This is a genomic window from Rhizobium sp. 57MFTsu3.2 (genome assembly GCF_012932765.1).
Lineage (GTDB): Bacteria > Pseudomonadota > Alphaproteobacteria > Rhizobiales > Rhizobiaceae > Rhizobium > Rhizobium altiplani.
This window is the reverse complement of sequence record NZ_JDWI01000002.1, coordinates 63,172-86,880: the sequence shown is the minus strand read 5'-3', so window position 1 is coordinate 86,880 and position 23,709 is coordinate 63,172. Positions and strand designations below refer to the sequence as shown.

Here is a 23,709-nt window from a genome sequence, read left to right as displayed (position 1 = left end):
TTTTCAATCACGTCCGGACATGCCTTCGGCGTCCGGAGACCTGCTCCAGTCAGGGCAAACGACGATGATGTCCGGGGTTAGTTTTGAGCGGTTCCTTTAGCGCGGACCTCCGGCAAGAAGATCCAGCGTTCGGATGAGGGCGGAATGGTCACGCTCGCCGTCGCCATTGGCAATCGCGGCGTTCATCAGTTGCTGCGTTGCAGCGGTGTTCGGTAGCGAGAGGTCAAGGGCGCGGGCAGCGTCGACGGCCAGTGTCAAGTCCTTGCGGTGCAGACGGATGCGGAACCCCGGCTCGAAGGCTTCCGTGACCATGCGTTCGCCATGTACCTCGAGGATACGTGAGGAAGCAAAGCCGCCCATCAGAGCGGAGCGAACCTTGGCCGGATCGGCACCGGCGGACCGGGCAAAGAGCAGGGCTTCAGCAACCGCCTCGATTGTCAGCCCGACGATGATCTGGTTGGCGACCTTGGCCGTCTGGCCATCGCCGACACCACCGATCAATGTGATATTCTTGCCCATCTTCTCGAACAGCGTTCGAGCGCGCTCGAAGACATGCTGCTTACCCCCGACCATGATCGTCAGGGAGGCGGCCTTGGCGCCGACTTCGCCGCCTGAAACGGGCGCATCGAGATAGTCGCAGCCGAGTGCCTCGATGCGACGGGCAAAAGCCTTGGTGGCCACCGGCGAGATCGAGCTCATGTCGATGACGAGTTTGCCCTCGGTCAGGCCTGATGCCACGCCGTCTGGACCGAAAAGCACCGCCTCAACATCGGGCGTATCCGGCAGCATGAGGATGACGATGTCGGAGGCTTCCGCCACCGCCTTTGCGCTGGCTGCGGACTTGCCACCCCTGGCGACGAGCTGCTGGGAGTTTTCCTTTACTCGGCTCAGATGCAGCGTATGGCCGGCATCGATCAGGTGCTCCGCCATCGGGCGGCCCATGACACCCAGTCCGATAAATCCGATATTCATATCATGTCCACTTCGGCTGACTCGAGATAGGGTTTCATCCAGCCGAGGCCTTCGCTGGTGGTCGCCTTCGGCTTGTATTCGCAGCCGACCCAACCGTCGTAGCCAAGGCGGTCGAGTTCAGAGAAGATGAAACGGTAGTTGATCTCCCCGCTGCCCGGTTCGTTGCGGCCGGGATTGTCGGCGATCTGGACATGCGCGATCCTGTCGCGCAGGCGCGTGAAGGTCGGGATCAGGTCACCCTGCATGATCTGCATGTGGTAGAAATCGTACTGGATGTAGAGATTACCGGAGCCGACCTTGTCGAGGATCCGTTCGGCATGTTCCGTCGTCGACAGGAAGAAGTCGGGAATGTCGCGCAAGTTGATCGGCTCGATCAGCAGCTTCACGCCGACATCAGCGGCGCGTGCGGCAGCATATTTCAGATTGTCGACCAGAACCCTCTCCAGCACTTGGGGATCGGCGCCCTTCGGCACGAGACCGGAGATGACGTTGACTTGCGGGCAGTCGAGGGCCTTGGCATAGTCGAGTGCGAGCGTGACGCCGTTGCGGAATTCGTCGATGCGATCAGGCAGGCAGGCAATGCCGCGCTCGCCGCCAGCCCAGTCGCCGGAGGGCACGTTGAAGAGCGCCTGCTTCAGACCGCTTGCCTTCAGGGCGTCTGCGACCTTCTCCTTCGGCTCGGCGTAGGGACCGAGATATTCGAGCGCGCAGAATCCGTCTTTTTCGGCGGCGGCAAAGCGGTCGAGGAAGGGAAGTTCCTGGTAAAGAAAGGAGAGATTGGCGGAGAATTTCGGCACTGGAAGGTCCTTATGCATTGGCAGGCGCGATGAAACGATGCCGGCGCAACATGCGCTTGTCGCGCGGATCGGGATTGGGAACGGCGGAGATGAGGCTCTTGGTGTAGGCTTCCCGCGGAGCGGTACAAATCTGCTCGGCTTCGCCGAGTTCGACGATCCTGCCGCGATGCATGACGGCGACGCGGTCGCAGAAGTAGCGAACCACGGAAATGTCGTGCGAGATGAAGATGAAGCTGAGATTCAGGCGCTGGCGGATATCGAGCAGCAGATCGAGGATCTGGCTGCGGATGGAGACATCGAGTGCCGATGTCGCCTCGTCGGCGATGATGATGCGCGGATCGAGCGCCAGTGCGCGGGCAATGCCGATACGCTGCCGCTGACCGCCGGAGAACGCATGCGGATAACGCTCCATGCCCAATGGATCGAGACCGACGAGCCGCATGAGCTCGGCGACCCGTTGTTCCAGCGCCTTGCCCTTGGCGAGCCCGTTGACGATGAGGGGATCGCCGATCACCTCCTTTACCGTCATTCGCGGGTTGAGCGAGGCGAAGGGGTCCTGGAAGACCAGCCGTACCTCGCGATGGAACCCGCGCAGTTCCTTCTTTCCGAGCTTCGTGACCTCGACCTCCTCTCCGCCCTTGCCGCGGTAGATGACGCTGCCCGTGGTCGGTTCGACAGTGCGCAGGATGAGCCGGCCGAGCGTTGTCTTGCCGGAGCCGCTTTCGCCGACAATGCCGAGATTTTCGCCCGGATAGAGATCGAAATTGACGTCGTCAACGGCACGAAGGGTGTTGGCGTTGCCGTGCCAGCCAAAAGTCTTGCCGAGATTGCGCACCGAAAGGACCGGCTTCGGCGCCTCAGCCGACAGCGCGATTGCTGGCGACCTGCCTTCGACGTGATGGGTGAGCTTGACTGTCGAGGCGAGGAGCTGGCGCGTATAGGGATGTTCGGCCGCGTGGTAGATCGGGTCGACCGGGCCGCGCTCGACGATCTTTCCGAAACGCATGACAGCGACCTCGTCCGCGACTTCGGCGACCACGCCCATGTCATGGGTGATAAGCAGCATCGCCATGCCACGCTCCACCTGCAGCCGCCTGATGAGATCGAGGATTTCAGCCTGGGTTGTGACGTCGAGCGCCGTCGTCGGCTCGTCGGCGATCAGGATATCGGGATTGCCCGCAAGTGCCATGGCGATCATGGCGCGCTGGCGCATGCCGCCCGAGAATTCAAACGTATAGCGATCGGCCATCTTTTCGGGATTCGGGATTTCGACCTGGCGCAGGAGTTCGACTGTACGGGCGCGCGCCGCCGCCTTGTCGAGGTTGCTGTGCAGGCGTACGGCTTCGACGATCTGCGAGCCGATAGTGTGGACCGGTGACAGGGAACTCATCGGCTCCTGGAAGATCAGGCCGATGCGTCGGCCGCGAATTGCCCGCATGGCGCTGCTGCCAGATGAAAGCGTCGCGATATCGGTGATGGCGCTGCCATTGCGAAGCAGGATCCGGCCGCCGACGACGCGTCCGGGGCTGTCGACGATCTGCAGCAGCGAGCGGGCGGTGACACTCTTGCCGGAGCCGCTTTCACCAACGAGGCAAAGTGTCTGGCCTCGCTTGAGCTGGAAGCTCACATTTTCGACGGCGTGCAGGATATGGGTGCGCAGCCGAAAATCGATCGAGAGATTTTCGACGGACAGGACAACGTCATCGGGAAGGTCGGTCATTGCTTCCTCCTCAATTGTCATAGGGGTCGGCGGCGTCGCGCAGGCCGTCGCCAAAGAAGTTGAACGAGAGCACTGCGACGACCACTGCCAGCGACGGCCAGATCAACAGCCAGGGTGCGGTGGCGACCGTGCGGATATTTTGAGCGTCCTGCAGCAGCACGCCCCAGCTGACCACAGGCGGCTTCAGACCGATGCCAAGGAAGGAGAGAGATGTTTCCGCGACGATCATCGTCGGCACGGCGAGCGTCACGACGGCGAGGATATGGCTCGTCAGCGACGGCAGAATATGGCGGAAGATCAGCCGCGCTTCACTTGATCCGTCGAGCCTTGCCGCAGTCACGAAATCCTCGCTGCGCAGGGCCAGGAAACGCCCGCGCACTTCGCGGGCAAGGCTTGTCCAGCCGAGCAGCGAGACGATGATCGTGATGACGAAATAGACACTGACCGGCGACCATGTCAGCGGGATCGCCGCCGCGAGCCCAAGCCAGAGCGGAATGGTCGGCATGGCACTTACCACCTCGATGATGCGCTGGATCAGTGTATCGACCCAGCCACCGAAGAAGCCGGAGATCGAGCCAAGTACGACACCCAGGATCAGCGACATGGCAACGCCGACAAGCCCGATGGACATGGAGACGCGGGTGCCGTAGATCAGCCGCGAGAGCACGTCGCGGCCGAGGCGGTCGGCGCCGAGGAGATACATTGGATCGTTCGGGTTGATCGGTCCGATCAGGCGTCTGCTCATCGGGATGAGGCCCCAGAGCTTGTAGGCCGGGCCTTTGACGAAGAAGCCGATCGGCACGACCTTCGTATCGTCGACGACGAAGGTGCGCCTGAGCGCCACCTTGTCGATCTCGACCTTGTAGCCCTTCACATGAAAGTTGAACTCGGAGCTGCCGTCGGGCCTGGTCACGAAGAAACTCAGGCCCTGCGGCGGCGCATAGGTAAATTGCGGCTTGGAGGTCGAAGGCAGCCCGGGGGCCAGGAATTCGGCGAAGAGGCCGACGAGATAAAGCAGGAGAATGATAACGCCGGCGACCATCGCCACCTTCTGGCGGATCAGCTTGCCGGCGATCAACCGCCAGGGACCGACTGCGGCGGTCGAGACCGTCTTGCCCTGCTTCAGTGGGCTGATCGACGGACCATCGGCAACGATATGAAGAGGGCCGGTATGGGTTCCGAACGTTTCGTGCGTGCTCATCGGCCTCTCCTCAATCGAACCGGATGCGCGGGTCGAGCAGCGCAAGCAGCAGATCCGACAAAAGCATGCCGACGAGGGTCAGCGCGGAGAGCAGCAGAATGAAGCTGCCGGCGAGGTACATGTCCTGCGCGACCAGCGCCCGGAAAAGCAGGGGGCCGGAGGTCGGCAGGTTGAGAACGATAGCCGTGATCGTCACGCCCGAGACAAGATGCGGCAGCACCCAACCGATCGCCGACACGAAGGGGTTGAGCGCGATGCGAACGGGATATTTGAGGATGACCTTGTATTCCGGCAGGCCCTTGGCGCGGGCGGTAATGACGTAAGGCTTGTGCAGTTCGTCCGTCAGGTTGGCGCGCAGGATGCGAATCATCGCCGCCGTTCCGGATGCGCCGATGATGATGATCGGAATCCAGAGATGGGTGAGAAAATCGCCGATCTTGGCGAGGTTCCAGGGTGCTTCTGCATATTCGGGCGAGACCAGCCCGCCAACACTCAGGCCAAGGTACTTGTAGGCAATATACATCAGCGTCAGCGCCAGGATGAAGTTTGGCACGGCAAGGCCAATGAAGCCGAAAAAAGTGAAGACGTGATCACCGATGGAATGGCGGCGCACGGCAGAATAGATTCCGATCGGCAGTGATACGATCCAGACGAAGAGGAGGCTCAGCAGCGAGATGACCAGCGTTGAGCCCATGCGCGCCCAGATCAGGCCCGAGACGGGCTGGTTCCATTCAAAGGACCAGCCGAAGTCGCCGCGGCTGACAATTCCCCACATCCATTTCAGGTACTGGACGTAGAAGGGGTCGTCGAAGCCGTAGATCTGTTTCAACCGTTCGATCTGCGCCGGATCGACAGCCTGGCCGCTGTCACTCATCGTCGCGATCATCGAGGTGAGATAGTCACCCGGCGGTAGCTGGATGATCAGAAACGAGATCAGCGACATGCCGAACAGGGTCGGTATCATGTAGAGCACGCGCCTGAAGATATAGCCAAGCATCGGAATGTATCTCCTCCCGTTGAGAGCGCCCCTGCGCCTTCGTCGGATATTCATCCGCTCTCGGCCGGCAGCGGCCGAAAGCGCTCCTCTGCGCACTGCACCTCATTTCCAGGAGAGGTGCAGCACCTCCAGCCGCTCGATTCCCGGCACCTCCACCTGTGCACGGCCATCCTTGACGCTGACGTTTGCGGCACGGTCGGCAACGACGAGCCAGGCGCGCGCCACTGACTTGCCGGCAGGAATTTCCACCGAAACGGTCTGCGCCGCCAGAGGGTAATTTTCGCGGATCGGTCCCTTCATCATCATCGGATTGGTGAGGTTGAAGAGGCTAAGCGCGATGCCGTCGGAATTTTCACGAAGGGCCAGATCAACGACACCAGGACCCATGACAGTGACGCGCGGCGTCTTGCCGAGTGCCCAGTGGACGGCATTGGAGATCAGCCGGGCATGGTCAACGGCAAAGACCTCCCAGAAGATTTCGCCGATGTTCCAGGGAATATAGACTGCGCGGCCACCCGTGCCTGTCTCGCGCGCAATGACCGCGGCACCCTCCGGCGCCTTGCGCGGATAGACTTCTTCCATCGGCAGATCCGGGAAGTCGGGCACGTAGAGGAACGGGGTCTTGGAGCCGTTCGTGGCCTCGACGTGGAGAAGCCGTGTACCGCCCATGATGCGTTCGGCGCCTTCGTAGCCTTCGTTGATCGGATGATCACCGGAGAGAGCCACATAAGTGTTCTTGACGATGCCACGCGGTCCGGAGACGAATTTGGCGCCGAACAACTCGGAGAGACCGAATTCCTGGCGCTGCCTGCCGGTTTCGTCGCGCAGCGAGGTCTCGTAGGAAGCGATCACGCTGCCGCCGCGTTCGGCATAGGCGCGGATCGCAGCGTTCTGCTCGTCCGACAGGCAGGAGGCGTTGGCGAGGATAATGAGCTTGAAACGGTCGAGATTTTCCTTCGTCAGAACCTGGTCCGAGAGAAGCTCGAAGGGCAGGCGGGCCTCGACCAGGGCGTGGTAGAAGCCGAGATCGTGCTTTTCGGCGTTGGGCCGCTCCTCCGGTGCCCAGTGGCGCAACGTCGTGGAGGGGTCGATGACGGCGATTTCGGCGGCGGGCTTCATGCTTTCGAGCACCGGCTCGACTGCCGCCTGCAGGGCGAAGGCGTCGGCGACAGGCTCGACCCAGCGCTCGTCCGGGACCACCCCGTTGAACTTGGTGAACCAGGCATAGAGGCCATGCGCTGTGCCGTCATTGATCCAGAGCTGCATCTCCTCGCCGGACGTGACGGCATCCTTCCAGCGATATTCCTCCTCCGGACCGATCGAGGTGATGAGGACGACAGGACGATCCGGAAAGGTGGCGCGGATGCGCTTGCCGTTGCGTCCGGCCGACCAGCCGAGTTCCAGGCCCTTGCGGCCCTGGTGGTCAACAACGAGGAAGGGGCAATGGCGGGCAATGACCGACAGGTCGAATTCCATCAGCGAAGCACCGCCCATGTTCGGAATGAAGCTCGCATGCGGGCGGATCGCCTTTACCGCATCGTCCCATTGGGCGATCATGTCGGTGAGGACCCGGCGGCGCCACTGTACCCAGGCCTGCCAAGCCGGATCTTCCGCATCCGATTTTTTTGGCAGGTCATGGCCGAACATGTCCTTGAAGCGGCGGGCACTGTCTTCGCTATAGTCGACGCCATGCCCCTGCCAGCGATTGGCAAAGACCGCATCAATATCGTATTTGCGGACGATCTCCTTGACGACCTCGGGCATGAAGACGGTATTGTAGTCGCCATAGGCATTGGTCACCCAGACATCGGGATAGGCCCAATGGCGGCGCGGTGTCCCGTCGGCATTTATCATCACCCATTCCGGATGGGCCCTGGCGGCATCGTCATGGATTGCGTGTGGGTCGACACGAGCCATGACATGCATGTCGAGCTTGCGGGCCGCATCGACGAGCGCGCCGAAGATATCCTTGTCGCCGAGATATTTGCTGACATAGTGATAGGGCACTTCGCTCGGATAGTAGGCGATGTAGCCGCCGGCGCTAAGGCAGACTGCATTGGATCTCGTGCGCTTGAAGACGTCGACCCAGAAGGCGGGGTCGTACTTCTCCGGGTCGTCCTCGACGAAGGTCAGCTGGGTCCAGCGGGTCGCGTCCTTGAACCAGTCCGGTGTCCGGAGCGTTCCGGTGTTTTGTCTTCTGGCGTCGAGCATCGGTTCATCCAATCGTTTGGCAAAAAGTCAACGAGGGATCTGCCGCCGGCCCAGGCCGGCCGGCGTCGGATACATGTCTGATCCTGAAAGACCGTCAGGCCTTGTAGAATTGCTCCGGCATGGTGGGAGCGGGTGTGGGCCAACCGAAGGAATTCGGCATGGTCCGCGTGATATTCTTCATGTTGTTTTTGACGATGCCGTAGCCGTCCGGGGGCTGCGAAATACCGAAGACGTAGAAGTTGTCGGCAGCACCCTGCAGGATCTTCTTCATGACTTCCTGCTGACCTGCGGGGTCGGCGGTCGCCTTCAGCTTGTCGTAAAGCTCGAGCAGCTTCCTGGTCTCTTCCGGCGGTTCTTCCGCATTTTCATTGTTTCGGTCGAGATACCAGAGCTGCCAGGCCGGGGCATACATCGCGTTTGAATCCGTCGGCACGTAGTAGCGCGGGTCGAGCATTGCGGCGACACCGCCATTGGCGCCGAATTGGTGGGCCGTGGCATCGAAATCGCGGCCCTGGCGGACGCGTGTTTCCCAAAGCGACCGGTCCATCGTGCGCATCTGCGCATCAATACCGACTGCCTGGAACATCGGGATGACCAACTGGAAGAGATCGAGGAAGATCGCACGAGCCTGGTCGATCTCGAAGATGATCGTCAGGCGCCGACCCTGGTCGTCCAACCTGAAGTTCTGGTCATCGCGCTTCGGTATGATCTGGTCGAGCATGGCATTCGCCTTGTCGACATCATACGAGGTGAACTGCGTGGCGAGCTGCTCGTTATAGAGCGGATCTCCCTGCTTGATCGAGGGCTGGGCCGGCACGCCCTGGCCGACGAGGACTGCATCGATCAGCGTCTGGCGATCAAGCGCTGTCGAAAGAGCCGCGCGGAAGTCCTTGTTCCGGAAAAGCTTCCGTTTGGTCGCGTCGTTATGGTTCAGGTTGAAGATGAAGTTCATCACGTTGGCCTCTGTCGAGGAAAGCGTGTAGAAGTCGTAGCCGCCCTGCTCACGGGCATCGTAAAGCACCGATTTATTATTCGGCGTCGCGATATACTGGTCCATCAGGTCAATCTCGCCCTGCATGGCCTTGAGAAGCAATACCTGCGGATCCGCCACCATCTGGTAGACGATCCGGTCCATATAGGGCAGTTGATTGCCCGCGGTATCGACCTTCCAATAGAAGGGGTTGCGTTCGGCAATGACGCGTTCGGTATTTTCGCCGGGCGCGGTTGTGAACATCCAGGCGTTGAGGCAGGGCTTCTTCGAGGAATTGAGGAAGAATGCGTTGTCATCCTGAAACCCGGACGCCGCCTGGAAGGCTGCGATCCAGCTTTCGAAACCGCGTTGCTTGGCGAGTTCGTCGGCCTTCGGATTGTAGTCAATATGGAACTGTTCGAGATAGTGTTTCGGACAGCGGGTCGTGTGGTCGTTGTTGGCCCAGGCCACCTGGAGCGGAAACATACCGTTAGGTTTTTCGAAGATCACCTTGAAGGTCTGTTCGTCGACCACTTCAAGCTTGGCCGGCTTGCCGGCTGTCTTCCAGTGGCCCTGGCTGGTAACGGCGACGCGCTTGTCCGTCAGGACTGTATCATACCAGAACTTGACGTCGGCCGTCGTATAGGGCTGGCCATCCGACCACTTCATGCCCTTGCGAAGGCGAATCGTATAGACCTTGGATTCGGCATCGCCATCGAAGGCTTCCGCGACGTTGAGGGTGACGCCTGACCAATCCGGCGTATAACGAAGCAGCGGCTCATAGGCCTGATAGCGGAAGAGCATGGAGAGCGATCCGCCGCCGACCAGTGCCATATTCCAGTCGCCGCCGTATTTTCCGACACTTTCTACCGGTTTGACGACGAGCGGGTTTGCCGGCAGCCGATCCGTGACCGGTGGCAGCGCGCCGCTCGAAACCTTTTCCTTGAGGACGTCCGCTTCCGTGTAGCCGGTCGCAAGCGCCGGCAGTGCAGGCAAAATCAGAACGGCCGAGGTCCCGGCCAGAAACGCACGACGTTTCAGCTTGATCATGGATATCTCCTCCAAAGATCCGCGCCCCTTTATTGTTGTTCTGCTCCCAGGCTTGGATGACGGGAAGGTTACACTTGGATACTGTTAGGTAAAGCGTTATGTTTCGTTATCGATGCAGTTTGCTTTTTCAGCTGAGGCAGTGTAGGCGAAGCGAAGATGGAACGACAACGCAGAGGTGCGGAGTGGGGAGCAGGGGACGAGTGACGTTGCAGACGATCGCGCGGGAGGTAGGCCTCTCGAAATATGCGGTCTCGCGTTCACTGGCGGGCAAGAGCGGCGTCAGCGAGGAAACGCGCGAGCGCATTCGCGAGATGGCCGTACGTCTTGGCTATGCCAAACCGGCGGCCCAGGCGGGTTCCAACGATATCGCCGTTGTTTTTCACGATCTCGATCCAGTCAACAGCGAGCTCTACATGCAGGTCCAGAATGGAATGCAGGGCGAAGCCCAAAGGCTCGGCATGGGTTTGCGCGTGCACTGGACGCATAGCGCTCGTCAGTTGGAAGATCTGGCCCTTGCCTGCGCCGGGCTGCTTCTCGTCGGCCCCCATGATCGCGAGGCGATTGCGGCTGCCACGGCGACCGGCATTCCGATCGTCCGGTTCGGCTGGATCGACCCGTTGGAGCAGGCCGATCAGATCACTGGCACGGACCATGAGGCAGGCCAGGCGGTCATTCAGTATCTGATCAATCTCGGCCATCGCTCGATTGCCTACGTGTCCGGTGCGCCCGGATACAGGGGACGCCGTGAGCGCTTCTATGGCGCTCGCGAGATCGCCGAAAGTCATCCCGACGTCGCGCTTCATGTGATGCAGTTCGACGAACAGGGAGCCTTCGCCGATGCTTTTCGCGCGCTGAAGGAGAGCGGCGTGCGGCCGACGGCGTTTTTCTGTGCCCATGACGGTCTTGCCCTGACCGTTGTCTCCGAATTGCTCGGTCAAGGTTATCGCATTCCCGACGACGTCTCTGTCGTCGGTTTCGGTGACTTTTCCCCGGCAACACAAATCTCGCCGCCGCTAACCACCGTGCGAATGGAGGGTCAGGAGTGCGGGGCGGTCGGCCTGCGCCTCCTGCTTGAGCGCATCGAGACGCCGCGGCGACCAGGCGACCCCGCTCGCCGCATCAATATCGCCTCGCGCATTATCGAGCGCCGCTCGGCCGGTCCCTGCAAGGACATGCGCATTTCGGAAGATACTGCGAAGTCGTCACGCTAAACGACCGGCTTCCAAGCCATCGCATTTGCACCTCAGGTGCAAAAATGGATGCTGGTCCGGATCTGTCCAGGGGCAGGGACGCCACCTCCTATAGATCGCTGATGGTTCATGGACGAACCTGCCGAGCACGGAAATAGCCCCGGTCCCTGTCGCAAAAAAGCGCGCGCGTCACCGTATCGGCGACGGGATAGAGCAGTTGAAGGCTGTCAATGAAGCGGCGGCCGGCCTCGCGGCCGTGCGTCAACTCGAAGTCCACGAGAGCGCCGCAATGGCCCAGGCGCAGGTACTTCTGCGCCCCTCTCGCCGCTGGCTGGCTTTTCAGGTCCCGAAATATCTGATTGATTTTACGTAGAGAAGTTCTTTTCGAAGGCGACAATTGCGCCAGCGGCGCTATCGACGCAATATCTTTCCGACCGGTGCGACGGCAGAACATCGTCATTCAAAAGGCGCCATTGCCCGCGGCAAAAATCTCGCATCGACACAGGAAATAGAATACTATTTCTATAGATATTAATTGTTGCTGCTAGCCTATCGTCTCCCTCACCAAGGAGACACACATGAGTGCCGCGCGACCACAGCTCAAACTTGGCGCCTTCCTCTATCCGACGGGCCATCACGTGGCTGCGTGGCGGCACCCAGAGGCGCAGGCGGACGCCGGTTCCAATATTGCTCACTATATCGAGCTTGCGCAGCTGGCTGAAGCGGCGAAATTCGATCTCATTTTCATGGCTGACGGCGTTGGAACGCGCGGGACGGACATAGAGGCATTGAGCAGGACAGCTGTCCGCTATGTGGCGCAGTTCGAGCCGATTACCTTGCTGTCGGCTCTGGCGGCGGTGACCAAGCACATCGGATTCGTCGCCACAGCTTCCACCTCATACAACGAGCCCTACCATATCGCGCGGAAATTCGCCTCGCTCGATCACATCAGCGGCGGCCGAGCGGGCTGGAACCTGGTCACTTCGTCCAGCGAGCACGAAGCGCATAATTTTGGTCGTGATGAGCACTATGCACATGCGGAGCGATACGAGCGGGCCGAAGAGTTTGCCGATGTCGTGCGCGGACTGTGGGACACCTGGGAGGACGACGCATTCCTGCGCGACAAGGAAAGCGGCATCTACTTCGATCCGGACAAGCAGCATATCCTCAATCACAAGGGCAAATTCTTCAAGGTTCGCGGGCCACTGAACGTCGCCCGTGCGCCTCAGGGTCAGCCGGTGCTCGTACAGGCAGGCTCGTCGGAACCGGGCAAGGAGCTTGCCGCGCGTACCGCAGAGGTTGTCTTCACCGCGCATCAGACAATCGAGGATGCTCGCGGCTTCTATAAGGATCTCAAGAACCGACTTGCCAAATACGGACGCGGGCCGGAAGAGTTGAAGGTCATGCCGGGGATCTTCCCGGTCGTCGGCCGGACACAGGCAGAGGCTGAGGCGAAATTCCAGGAAATTCAGGATCTCATACATCCGGTGGTCGGCCTGTCGATGTTGAACGGCATGACCGGTGGCGTTGATCTCTCGAAATATCCTCTTGACGGTCCCATCCCGGACCTCCCGGACACGAACGCAAGCAAGAGCCGGCAAAAGTTGCTTCTTGATCTTGCCAGGCGCGAAAACCTGACGATCCGCGAGCTCTATCTGAGGATCGCAGGCGCGCGTGGCCATTGGCAGGTCGTCGGCACGCCGAGCCGGATCGCGGATGAGATGGAGCACTGGTTCACGACCGGGGCGGCAGACGGCTTCAATGTTATGCCGCCGCATCTGCCCGTCGGACTAAGGGACTTCGTGGAGCTCGTGTTGCCGGAACTGCGGCGCCGCGGATTGTTCCGCACCGAATACCAGGGCAGGACGTTGCGCGAAAATCTTTCCCTTAGCACACCCCGGCACCCGGCGCGCGTTCAGGCCGCGGCAGAGTAGGGGTGATCGACATGAACCGCCCCCATCTCACAGCCGAGCACATAACCCGGCAGTTCCAGATCGACGGGGAGCCGCTGATCGCGCTCGACGACATCAATCTGGATATTGCCCAGGGCGAGTTTGTCACTGTTGTCGGTGCCAGCGGCTGCGGAAAGTCGACGCTGTTGCGTCTCCTTGCAGGCCTGGATATCGCGACATCCGGCACCATCCGCCATGCGGACGAGCAAGTCGTCGAACCCAGCCTTCATCGGGGCATCGTCTTCCAGGAACCGCGCCTCTTCCCCTGGCTGACGGTCGAGAAAAACGTCTCTCTTGGCCTTCTGAACAGCAAGCTGACCAAGGCGCGAAAGGCCGAGCTTGTGCGCGAACATCTGGAGCTTGTCGGACTTTCCCGTTTTTCCAATGTCTACCCGCATCAATTGTCCGGGGGAATGGCGCAGCGTACCGGCATTGCCCGTGGCCTGGTCAGCCGGCCGAACGTCCTTCTGCTCGACGAGCCTTTCGGGGCACTCGACGCCATCACCAAGGCACGCCTGCAGGACGAGCTGCAGGAGATCTGGGCGAAGGAAAACATCACGATGGTTTTGGTGACGCATGACGTGGAAGAGGCGGTCTATCTCGGGGATCGCGTCGTCGTCATGTCGCCGCGTCCTGGCCGCATCCGCGAAGTGGTTCCGGTCAAGCTGGCGCGCCCACGCCGGCGTACATCCAGCGATATTGCCAACGTGCGCGATCGGGTCCTGAAGAGCCTTCATGCGACGGGCGAAAGCACGCAGCCCAAGGGGTTGAAATCAGCCGATGACGGCAGCCACGTCGAACGTGCAGTCGCACTCGCCAGATAAGCTTCAAAAAACGGAGAGAAACTATGAAACGCGCATTTCTGCCACGCGTGGTCGCCGGCCTCGCACTGATGCTCGCGACCGCCCCGGCCACGGTCCACGCCGAGGAACCGCTGGTCATTCATGTCGGCTATGCCGCCATTGGCGTCGACAATCGTCCTTACGCGGAAGGCACGTCTGCCGCGACCGCCCGGGCGGGCGAATTTCTGGAGAAGGAATTTGCCAAGGATCCGGACATCAAGATTGAATGGACCTTCTTCAAGGGCGCAGGCCCTGCCGTCAACGAAGGCTTTGCGAATGATCAGCTCGACTTCGCCTACCAGGGTGATCTTCCCTCGTTGATCGGCCGTGCCAACGGGCTGAAGACCAGGTATCTCCTGGCAAGCGGAGCGAGAAAGCCGCTCTATCTCGCCGTCGCCAAAGATAGCGGCATTAAATCTATCGCGGATCTGAAGGGCCGCAAGATAGCCCTCCAGCGCGGCACGAACGGTCATCTGGCTGCCATCAAGGTGCTGGAGGCTAATGGGTTGACGGAGCGCGACGTTCAGGTCGTCAATCTCGACAGCGCAGGCACGGTTGCTGCTTTGACCAGCAAGGACATCGACGCCGCATTCGGCGATACACAGCTGATCAACCTCGCCACCAAGGGTGCAGCCGATATCATCTATACCACCAAGGGGGACGATCCGCGCTTCGGCCGCAATGCCGGCGTCATCGGCCGCCAGGCGTTCATCGATGCCCATCCCGACATAACCCAGCGGGTCGTCGATGCTTTCGTCAAGGCGGCGCAATGGTCGTCGGACGAGCCGAACCGCACCGCACTTCTCGAGCTGTGGCACAAGTCGGGAACGCCAGTTCCAATTCTGGAGGAGTACTTCAAGGGTGACACGCTCGCCTACCGCAACTCGCCGCTGATCGATGACCTGCTTGTGTCGCAGTACAAGGAGCAGGCGGCGAAGAGCAAGGAATTCGGCCTCATCCGCCGTGATGTCGATCTTGAGGGCTGGTTCGAGCCTCGCTACCTCAAAAGCGCCATTGAACGGCTCAACCTGCAGCACTTCTGGCAAGCCTATGGCGCTGACGGCAAGCCGGTCGCCTCGTAAGCAGAGCATTGGAGCAGCAGGCTGATGGCAATCCCTCTTGAAATCGCCGGTGATGACGGCATCCCGAACGGGCGCAGGTTTTTCAAGGGACGGTTCTCTTCGCTCTCGGCCTTGCTTCTTCCCGTGTTGTTGATTGCCCTCTGGTGGCTCGCCTCCGCGAGAGGCTGGCTGCCAGAGCAGATCCTTCCGGCCCCGTCCTATGTACTGCAGACCGCCGGTGACATGATCATGAGCGGGGAGCTGCTTTACCATGCCGCAGTCAGCTTGCGCCGCGTTGTCTTCGGCTTCGCCATCGGCGCGGGGTTGGGATTGGGTCTCGGCATCGCCATGGGCCTGTCTGCGCGCTTGGAAGACTATATTAAGCCGACATTCCTAGCCTTCGCACAGATCCCGACGCTTGGATGGATCCCGCTTCTGATGCTGCTGGTCGGCATTGAGGAGACACTGAAGATCATCATCATCGCCAAGGGCGCTCTCGTGCCGATCACGCTCAATACCTTCTCCGGCATCCGCAGTGTTCCCGGCAAATACGTGGAAGTCGGCAAGGCACTGCGTTTCAGCCGGTGGCAGACGCTTCGCCTGATCGTACTGCCGGGCGCAATTCCTTCCATTTTTACCGGTATCCGCTATGGCCTTACGCACGCATGGACTTCGCTTGTCGGGGTCGAGCTCCTGGCGTCATCCGAAGGGCTCGGCTACCTGCTCGTTTGGGGAAGACAGATGTTCTGGCTTGATACCGTGATCATCGCGATGATCGTGATCGGCCTCATAGGCTTTGCCATGGACAAGGGCCTGAATGGCGCCGAGGTCTTCATCCAGCGCTGGAAGAAAGAAGGACTTTGACGATGGCCGAAGCGTCAACGAGGCTTGTCCGTATCAGACGTGGCCTCACCCTTCCTCTTCTTCTTCTCGCCCTGTGGGAGGCCTCCAGCCGCCTCGGGCTCGTTGATCCCCGCTTTCTGCCAGGGATCGAAGATGTCGTCCTGACCGCCAAGCGCGAGATCATCGACAATGGTCTGACGGGCCAGCTCACAGCCAGTCTGTTGCGCAATATCGCAGGTTTTCTGATTGGCTGCATCCTCGGCGTCAGTTTCGGCACGCTCGTTGCCGTGACGAGGATCGGAGACAGGCTGGTCATGCCGACCTTCAACGGCCTGAAGCAAATTTCTCTGCTTGCCTGGATACCGCTCATTTCCGTGTGGTTCGGTTTCGGCGAGCAGGCGAAGGTGGTCTTTGTCGCTCTTGCAGCTTTCATTCCCATCGCCCTCAACACCTATGACGGTATCAAGGACGCGCCTTCAGAGCTGGTGGAGGTCGGTCGGGCGCTGCGGTTTCGACCCTGGCAGCGCGTTGCCAGGATCTACCTGCCTTCAGCTCTCCCGGCGATTGCGACCGGCATCCATCTCGGCCTCATCTATTCGTGGCTGGCGACCGTCGGGGCGGAGTATTTTCTTGCGGTCGGTCCAGGCATCGGCGGCCTGGTCATTGCTGGACGCGAGCGCTTCGACATGGCACTTGTCATGGTCGGGGTCATCATTCTCGGCCTTGTCGGGTTTTCACTCAACAGGCTCGCCGGTGCGGCAGAAGCCAGGCTGCTGCGCTGGCGGGCCTGAGCCGGAAACCTGACGATGTTGGTGTACGGCTTAAGTGGTGGCGGCGGCAACGAGATTGGGAACCTGTTTCAACCGGTCGAGATCGGCAACGGCGAAGCCGGATCCGGACCGGGACCGGCAGACAGTCCATAACCGGACAGGAACTTGCCAGTTCCGGCGAAGCGCCTGTCGAACTCGTCGCGAAGATGGATGGCATCCTCACCGCCCGCCACTTTAAAGGGTTGGTCAAACCGGGGGATTGCGCGGCTGTCGTCGCGCAATAACCGCCTCGATGAGGAGCCTATGTGAGTGGGTGAAGGTGTCTGATCACATTTGCTAGGATTGCGCCGCCGACCGCACTATTGCGCATTTTGCTCGCTGTGGTGGATTTTTGGCCTTTTGACCGGAGGTGCCGCGACAGAGTGACGTTTGACGAGAGAGCATTCTAGCTTCGTAATCGGATACCGCTTCTTGCCAGGAAGGCTTTCCGGATTGAGATGTTCGATCGACCATTGGCCCATGGCGAGATGGGGAAGGACAGACGTCGTCAGCGGGGGAACGAGGTGTCGCGATATGTCTTCGTCGTCGTAACCCACAACCGACATGTCCTGGGGAATGCGAAGACCCGCATCCTTGAGGGCTTCGTAGCACCCGATCGCAGTTCTGTCATTCTGGCAGAAGATCGCTGTTGGTGGCTCCTTCAAAGCCAGCAGCTTCATTGTCGCAGCATAGCCGGCGCTGGCCGACCAGTCGCCTTCGATGACCAGTTCGGGATCGAAGGGAATATCGGCTGTCGCGAGCGCGCGGCGATATCCGGTAAGACGATCCTGCGCAGCCTGCATCCAGATTTCGCCGGTGATCGTGGCGATGCGATGGTGTCCATGGGCGATCAGATGTCGGGTGGAACTCTGTCCTCCCGCAATCTCGCTCGGCACAACGCAAGGGAAGGCGTAATCCGCCGTATAACAGTTGAGCAGCACCGTCGGGATGTTGAGCTTGTAAAAATAGGCGGGAAGCTCAACCTCGCGCGTATAGATCGTCATGTAGATGAGCGCCGATATGCCGCCGCTCGTCAACGCTTTTATGGCCTTCGGCTCCATGACGGGATCGCTGAGCGTTTGCGTCACCAACAGGACATTGCCGGCGTTCCATGAGGCTTGCCGCGCGCCTTCAATCGCAACGATCGCTTCCGGGCTGGTCGCGAGCTGGTCGACGGCAAACCCGATCACATTGTCCAGGCCTGAGTAAGAGGTCGGCGTTGCATATGTCGCTCCCATATAGCCAAGTGCCCGCGCTGCCTCAAACACGCGCTCGCGGGTCAACTGCGAGATGCGGGTGCCGGGTGTGTTGTTGAGCACGAAGGAGACGGCCGCCTGCGAGCAACCGGCCGCCTTGGCAATATCCATCATTGTCACGCGCTCGGGGCGAGAGGCCTTTCGGTTGCGTGCAGGCTTCCTTGCCGCGGGCTCGTGTTCGTCCAAGATCTTGGTTTTTCGCATCCGTGGAGGTCCGTTACCCATATTTGGTCAAGGTGTTCATTTGCTCACCATTGGTAATTAATATTACCACTGATCAGTCCGCGTTAGCAATCGCATGAAGTGACATACTTGTGAGCCGCTGGTGGCGATATCCGAACGCAAAAATGCATTTCCCGCTACCATTCTATGAAATGTTTTGATCTGCATTGATAATACTATTTACTAATTAAAATTCTTGTATACCGTCATGGAGCGATCGGAACCCTATGCCATTCGTCGCTTTGCGACTGCCCTAGGAGGGGGCGCGCATCCGGCCGGCCGCAAGTTGCAATCGGGCCCTTGCTACTGCGGCCCTTCGGGAGGTGTATTATGAATCAGCTGAAACGCAATGCAGCCTTGTTCTTCACCGGATTGATGCTGACTGCCGCGCCTGTTGCGGTATCCCATGCCGCCGACAAGCCGACCTTGGCCTTCGTGGTCAACGGGGCTTCCGACTTCTGGAAGGCTGCCGAGGCCGGCGTGAAGAAGGCTCAGGGCGAGATGCCAGACTACGACATGCAGCTGAAATATCCTGAACAGGCGTCAGTCGCCGTTCAACAGCGCCTGATGGAAGACCTTGTGAGCGCTGGTGTCAAAGGCGTCATGGTTTCCGCCGTCGATCCTAAGACCCAGACGGACGGCCTGAACAAGATCGGTTCGCAGACCGCACTCTTTACCACCGACAGCGACGCGCCCCAGACCAACCGCGTCGCCTATATCGGCTCGTCCAACGTCGATGCTGGCAAGCAGGCCGCTGAAATCGCCAAGAAGGCAATGCCTGATGGAGGCAAGTGCATCGGCTTCGTCGGACTTCTTGGCGCCGACAATGCCAAGGAACGCATCCAGGGCATGAAGGACGGGCTGAAGGGGACGAAGATCGAGCTGACTGACGTTCGCGGCGACGACATCGACCAGACCCGTGCCAAGAAGAACGTCGAGGATGCGCTGGTTGCCAGCCCCGACGTGACCTGCATGGTCGGCTTCTATTCCTACAACACGCCACGCATCTATGAGGCGCTGCGTGACGCAGGCAAACTCGGCCAGATCACCGTCGTCGGCTTCGATGACGATCCGATCACGCTTGGTGGCGTCAAGGAAGGCACAATTGCGGCGACCGTCGTACAGCAGCCGTTCGAATGGGCCTATCAGGGCATGAAGCTGATGGCAGCCTATCTCAAGGGCGACAAGTCTGGCGTTCCAGCCAACGGTCTGATCATCATCCCGACGGTCATCATCGGCAAGGATGATGTCGACAAGTATGCTGCCAACCTGAAGGCCATGGCCGGCAAGTAATCCTTCCTTGCGGCGGTGGCGCCAGTCGCCGCCGCAAGTGACGTATTGTGCCGACAGCATTAGCAGCCATGGACAGGCTATGAACCACAGCTCCGATATTCCGTCACCGGACGCGCCCGCGACACCGTTCCTTTCGCTTTCCGGTGTGGGCAAGACTTATCCGGGCGTCGTCGCACTTGACGGCCTGTCAATGGACATCATGCCGGGCGAGGTGATCGGCCTCGTCGGCGAGAACGGGGCAGGAAAGTCGACGCTCATGAAGATCCTCGGCGGCGTGATCGCGCCCGACCGGGGCACGATCCTGCTCGACGGGGCGGAGCTTCGTTCGCTTACCGTGGAATCGAGCATCTCGTCCGGCATCGCCTTCGTCCACCAGGAACTCAATCTCTTCGAAAACCTCGACGTCGCCGCCAATATCTTCCTCGGCCGCGAACCACTGAAGGCCGGGCCTCTCAAGCTCGTCGATCGTGATCGACTGAGGGAGATGGTAAGGCCGCTCCTGAAGCGTGTGGGGGCGCATTTTTCCGCCGATACGCCCGTGGCGTCGCTTTCGCTTGCCGAGCAGCAGATGGTGGAAATCGCCAAGGCATTGTCGATCAACGCGAGGCTCGTCATCTTCGATGAGCCCACATCCAGCCTTCCGTTGGCCGAAACCGAGCGGCTTTTGAGCATCATCAAGTCGCTGAAAGCAGATGGCATCAGCGTCATTTTCATCTCGCATCGCCTCCACGAGGTCGAGCGCGTCGCCGACCGCGTGGTCGTGCTACGCGATGGCACGCTCGTCGGTACGCTTGCAAAGGCCGAGATCGGGCACGACCAGATGGTCAAGCTGATGATTGGCCGGGTGCTTGCGGCGCGCACCGCCAAACCGCAACGCGCGCCCGGCTCGGTTGCGCTGACGGCAAGCGGCGTGCGCACCGAGGCCTATCCATCCCGCCCTGTCGATCTGGACATCAGGTATGGAGAAATCCTCGGACTTGCCGGCCTTGTCGGCTCGGGGCGCACCGAGCTTGCAAGGGTGCTCTTCGGCATTGACCGGAGTTACGGCGGAGCCATTCTGCAGGACGGACAGCAAATCGCGGTCGGCTCCGCGCGCGTTGCCGTGGCTCGCGGGATTTTCCTGGTGCCGGAGGATCGCAAGCGCAACGGCATTCTTCTTGATTTCCCGATTGCCCAGAACATTACCCTTGCCGACCTTCCAAATCTTGCCAACCGCCACATGCTGTCTGCCGACCGGGAAACGGCGGCGGCTGAAAAGCAACGCGCTCGCCTCGGCATCAAGGCGCCCTCGGTTTCGACCCGGACAGGCACACTGTCGGGCGGTAATCAGCAGAAGGTGGTGCTTGCCAAATGGCTATCGATGAACCCGAAGGTGATGATCTTCGACGAGCCAACGCGCGGCATCGATATCGGGGCGAAGAATGAAATTTACGGGCTGATGCGGGCCCTTGCCGATGCTGGCGTCGCCATCCTGATGATCTCAAGCGACATGGAAGAGGTGATCGGCGTTTCCGACCGCATTGCCGTCATGCATGAGGGCCAGATCGCCGGGATTCTGGAAGAGGATGACTTCAGCCAGGAAAGCGTCCTTTTGCTTGCCGTCGGCAAGAGAGTAAAATAGCGGCTGCGGCCATCATAGGTATCGGGGAACGGATCTCGAATGATCAAGAAAGACCTTGGACTGCTGCTTTTGATTGTCGTCGTCGGCATCGTCGTCGCCATCATCAATCCGCGCTTCCTGCTGCCGATCAATCTGGCGAACACCGCCAACCTGATCGGACTGTTTGGCATCCTTTCGATCGGCCAGGCCTTTGTCATCATTACCGGCGGCATCGAGCTTTCCGTGGGTTCGCTCGTCGCGCTTCTTGGCGTCCTTTTCATCGATTTCATTGCTGTCCAGGACATGTCCTGGATGTTGGCGCTGCCGCTCATCCTCGTGCTTGGGGCGGTCATCGGTGCCATTCATGGCTGGCTGATTACCAGGCTCAATCTGCAACCCTTTGTCGTCACCTTGTGCGGCTTGCTGATCTATCGTGGGGCCGCGCGCTTCTATACTGCCGACGGGACGGCGGGATTTGCCTTCGGCCAGAATTTCCCCGACCTCGAATTCCTGACCGCGGGCCGCTTCTATGGTGTTCCAAACACCTTCATTGCGCTCGCCATCATCACGGTGGTCATGTGGGTGGTGTTGCACCGCTCCGTCTTCGGGCGTTATCTTTACGCAATCGGCAAGAACGAGGAAGCGGCCCGTTATTCAGGCATCCGCACCGGCCGAATGATCATGTCGGCCTATGTCATCTGCGGATTGCTCACGGCGCTCTCGGCGATCTATTTTGCCATGTACACGCGCTCGATCTCACCGGCAAGCCATGGACAGTTCTACGAGCTCTATGCGATCGCCGCTGCCGTGCTTGGCGGGTTTTCGCTGCGCGGCGGCGAGGGATCGATCGTCGGTGTCGTGCTTGGTACAGTCTTGCTTCAGGAATTGCAGAACCTTGTGAACTTGCTCGGCATCCCGTCGTCATTGAACTTTGCCGTGATGGGTGGCGTGATCCTCATCGGCGTCCTTATCGACCAGCAATGGCATGCGATCCGGGCACAGCGCCGCCTCGTGGCAGCAGCTCGACAGACTGAAGGCCGCCTGCACGACGACGGTTCGCTGCCGGTGGCTGCACGTCAGGACTAGAGCAGCGGGGCCATTCCATGCTGCGCCATACGACTTAAACCAATGCGTCCGGGTCATTGAAGACCGGAAGTGGATGAAAAGGCCGACCGTGATGTCTGGCCGGGGAGAAATGATGCTGTCTAACTTTATCGCGCCTGATTCCAGTGATCCGCGGCTGGGATCCAAATATCGTTACCGCATGCTCGTTGATGGCAAGTCTGTTGATGCTGCCTCGGGCAAGACCATCGATCGGGTGAGCCCCGGCCATGCCGGTATCGTGGTCGCAACATGGCCGGATGCGTCGGCGGACGACGTTCGCTTGGCAATCGCAGCAGCGCGGCGGGCGTTTGACACCGGTCCTTGGCCGCGCATGTCGGGCGCCGAGCGGTCGCGACTGATGTTCAAGGTGGCGGATCTCATTCTTGCCCACCAGGAAGAACTTGCGCTGATCGAGAGCCTCGAGGTCGGCAAGCCAATCGTCCAGGCTCGGGGCGAGATCGGATTTTGCGCGGATCTGTGGTCCTATGCAGCCGGCCAGGCCCGGGCGCTTGAGGGACAGACGCACAACAATATTGGCGACGACCGGCTTGGCCTCGTCTTGCGCGAACCGGCAGGCGTCGTCGGCATCATCACGCCATGGAACTTTCCCTTCATCATTGCCTCGGAGCGCGTGCCATGGGCGATCGGCGCTGGGTGCACGGTCGTCCTGAAACCCTCGGAATTCACCTCCGGCACCTCGATCCGCATGGCGGAACTTGCGCGCGAAGCTGGCATTCCGGACGGCGTCTTCAACGTTGTCACAGGCTTTGGCGATCCGGCTGGCCAGGTGCTCGCGGAGGATCCAGGCATCGACATGGTGGCGTTTACTGGTTCCGTGCGCGTTGGCACGAAGCTCGGCGAAATCGCCGCTCGTAGCGTCAAGCGGGTGGGGCTGGAGCTTGGCGGCAAGGGGCCGCAGATTGTCTTTGCCGATGCGGACCTCGAGGCGGCGGCCGACGGCATCGCTTACGGCGTCTATCACAATGCCGGCCAATGCTGCATTTCCGGGAGCCGGCTGCTGGTTCAGGAGAATATCCGGGATGCCTTGATGGATCGGTTGCTCGGCATTTCAAGGAAGGTCGCGTTCGGGGATCCGTTGAACGAGCGCACCAAGATCGGCGCGATGATTTCGGAGGCGCATGCACAAAAGGTGCATGCTTACGTCGAGGCAGGGATTGCCTCCGGCGCGGAACTTCTTCTTGGCGGCGAAAGGGTAGGCAAGGGGACTGGACTGTATTACCCACCGACGGTCTTTGCAGGCGTCAAGCCGGACATGTCGATCGCTCGTGAGGAGATTTTTGGGCCCGTGCTTTCAACACTGACCTTCAAGACAGCCGAAGAGGCGATCGCACTTGCCAATAGTACCGAATTCGGCCTTTCAGCGAGCGTCTGGTCAACCAACCTCGAAAACGCGCTGCAAAGTATCCGCCGCATTCGCGCTGGTCGCTGCTGGATCAACAGTGTTATCGACGGGACGCCGGAGCTGCCGATCGGTGGCTATAAGAAGAGCGGACTGGGACGCGAACTTGGCCGCTATGGCTTCGACGAATATTCCCAGTTCAAGGGAGTTCATGTAACCTTGGGGCGGCCCACACCCTGGCTTGCATGAGCCGCTCAAG

At 60.2% G+C, this 23,709-nt stretch carries 19 protein-coding genes and 1 pseudogene; 10 read left to right on the top strand and 10 right to left on the bottom strand.

The window, feature by feature from the left end; genetic code table 11:
- Positions 1–96: 96 nt before the first annotated feature.
- From AF71_RS02910 to AF71_RS02880, 7 genes are all read right to left on the bottom strand, one after another.
- Complete coding sequence (locus AF71_RS02910) at positions 97–972, bottom strand: 2-hydroxy-3-oxopropionate reductase (protein ID WP_169679768.1); 876 nt, start codon at positions 970–972, stop codon at positions 97–99.
- On the bottom strand, positions 969–1,769 hold the full coding sequence (otnI, locus tag AF71_RS02905) for a 2-oxo-tetronate isomerase (protein WP_169679766.1): 801 nt from the start codon (positions 1,767–1,769) through the stop codon (positions 969–971). Before otnI ends, AF71_RS02910 begins: the two co-directional genes overlap by 4 nt.
- Before the next feature lie 10 nt (positions 1,770–1,779).
- On the bottom strand, positions 1,780–3,489 hold the full coding sequence (locus AF71_RS02900) for an ABC transporter ATP-binding protein (RefSeq protein ID WP_169679764.1): 1,710 nt from the start codon (positions 3,487–3,489) through the stop codon (positions 1,780–1,782).
- A 10-nt stretch (positions 3,490–3,499) separates the two neighbouring features.
- Positions 3,500–4,690: an ABC transporter permease gene (locus AF71_RS02895; RefSeq protein WP_169679762.1), complete on the bottom strand. Its 1,191-nt coding sequence runs from the start codon at positions 4,688–4,690 to the stop codon at positions 3,500–3,502.
- 10 nt (positions 4,691–4,700) lie between these two features.
- Positions 4,701–5,687 carry an ABC transporter permease gene (locus AF71_RS02890; RefSeq protein WP_018855635.1) on the bottom strand — a complete coding sequence of 329 codons (987 nt, stop codon included), beginning with the start codon at positions 5,685–5,687 and terminating at the stop codon, positions 4,701–4,703.
- A 102-nt stretch (positions 5,688–5,789) separates the two neighbouring features.
- Positions 5,790–7,898 (bottom strand): alpha-amylase family protein, encoded by a 2,109-nt coding sequence (locus AF71_RS02885; protein ID WP_169679759.1) that lies wholly within the window; start codon positions 7,896–7,898, stop codon positions 5,790–5,792.
- A gap of 94 nt (positions 7,899–7,992) precedes the next feature.
- Positions 7,993–9,918, bottom strand: a complete 1,926-nt coding sequence (locus tag AF71_RS02880) for an ABC transporter substrate-binding protein (RefSeq protein ID WP_169679757.1) — start codon at positions 9,916–9,918, stop codon at positions 7,993–7,995.
- 182 nt (positions 9,919–10,100) lie between these two features.
- Here AF71_RS02880 and AF71_RS02875 point away from each other — a divergent pair, with 182 nt between their 5' ends.
- Positions 10,101–11,129 carry a LacI family DNA-binding transcriptional regulator gene (locus tag AF71_RS02875; RefSeq protein WP_025658523.1) on the top strand — a complete coding sequence of 343 codons (1,029 nt, stop codon included), beginning with the start codon at positions 10,101–10,103 and terminating at the stop codon, positions 11,127–11,129.
- A gap of 158 nt (positions 11,130–11,287) precedes the next feature.
- Here the strand turns inward: AF71_RS02875 and AF71_RS31475 are convergent.
- Positions 11,288–11,424 (bottom strand): annotated as a pseudogene (locus AF71_RS31475) (bifunctional O-acetylhomoserine aminocarboxypropyltransferase/cysteine synthase); the annotation flags it as partial.
- 262 nt (positions 11,425–11,686) lie between these two features.
- On the opposite strand from AF71_RS31475, the gene AF71_RS02865 reads away from it, so the two are divergent.
- The 5 genes from AF71_RS02865 to AF71_RS02845 are packed head-to-tail and all read left to right on the top strand — an operon-like array spanning position 11,687 to position 16,597.
- The gene (locus AF71_RS02865) at positions 11,687–13,042 is read left to right on the top strand and encodes an LLM class flavin-dependent oxidoreductase (protein WP_169679755.1); all 1,356 of its coding nucleotides are present in this window, start codon (positions 11,687–11,689) and stop codon (positions 13,040–13,042) included.
- A gap of 11 nt (positions 13,043–13,053) precedes the next feature.
- Positions 13,054–13,884, top strand: a complete 831-nt coding sequence (locus tag AF71_RS02860) for an ABC transporter ATP-binding protein (protein ID WP_169679753.1) — start codon at positions 13,054–13,056, stop codon at positions 13,882–13,884.
- 23 nt (positions 13,885–13,907) lie between these two features.
- Positions 13,908–14,984, top strand: coding sequence for an ABC transporter substrate-binding protein (locus tag AF71_RS02855; RefSeq protein ID WP_169679751.1), 1,077 nt, complete (start codon positions 13,908–13,910; stop codon positions 14,982–14,984).
- A gap of 24 nt (positions 14,985–15,008) precedes the next feature.
- The gene (locus AF71_RS02850; RefSeq protein WP_169679747.1) at positions 15,009–15,827 is read left to right on the top strand and encodes an ABC transporter permease; all 819 of its coding nucleotides are present in this window, start codon (positions 15,009–15,011) and stop codon (positions 15,825–15,827) included.
- Positions 15,828–15,829: 2 nt separating this feature from the next.
- A complete protein-coding gene (locus AF71_RS02845; RefSeq protein WP_169679744.1) occupies positions 15,830–16,597 on the top strand; it encodes an ABC transporter permease in 768 nt (255 codons plus the stop codon).
- 68 nt (positions 16,598–16,665) lie between these two features.
- Here AF71_RS02845 and AF71_RS31285 read toward each other — a convergent pair whose 3' ends face one another.
- Positions 16,666–16,857, bottom strand: coding sequence for a hypothetical protein (locus AF71_RS31285; protein ID WP_210258125.1), 192 nt, complete (start codon positions 16,855–16,857; stop codon positions 16,666–16,668).
- A gap of 78 nt (positions 16,858–16,935) precedes the next feature.
- Complete coding sequence (locus tag AF71_RS02835) at positions 16,936–17,985, bottom strand: LacI family DNA-binding transcriptional regulator (protein WP_246733568.1); 1,050 nt, start codon at positions 17,983–17,985, stop codon at positions 16,936–16,938.
- Positions 17,986–18,423: 438 nt separating this feature from the next.
- On the opposite strand from AF71_RS02835, the gene AF71_RS02830 reads away from it, so the two are divergent.
- From AF71_RS02830 to AF71_RS02815, 4 genes are all read left to right on the top strand, one after another.
- A complete protein-coding gene (locus tag AF71_RS02830; RefSeq protein WP_169679738.1) occupies positions 18,424–19,386 on the top strand; it encodes a sugar-binding protein in 963 nt (320 codons plus the stop codon).
- 79 nt (positions 19,387–19,465) lie between these two features.
- Complete coding sequence (locus AF71_RS02825) at positions 19,466–21,007, top strand: sugar ABC transporter ATP-binding protein (RefSeq protein ID WP_169679735.1); 1,542 nt, start codon at positions 19,466–19,468, stop codon at positions 21,005–21,007.
- Between the two features lie 39 nt (positions 21,008–21,046).
- On the top strand, positions 21,047–22,072 hold the full coding sequence (locus tag AF71_RS02820) for an ABC transporter permease (RefSeq protein ID WP_169679732.1): 1,026 nt from the start codon (positions 21,047–21,049) through the stop codon (positions 22,070–22,072).
- Between the two features lie 112 nt (positions 22,073–22,184).
- On the top strand, positions 22,185–23,699 hold the full coding sequence (locus AF71_RS02815; protein ID WP_169679729.1) for an aldehyde dehydrogenase family protein: 1,515 nt from the start codon (positions 22,185–22,187) through the stop codon (positions 23,697–23,699).
- The last annotated feature ends 10 nt before the right edge of the window (positions 23,700–23,709 follow it).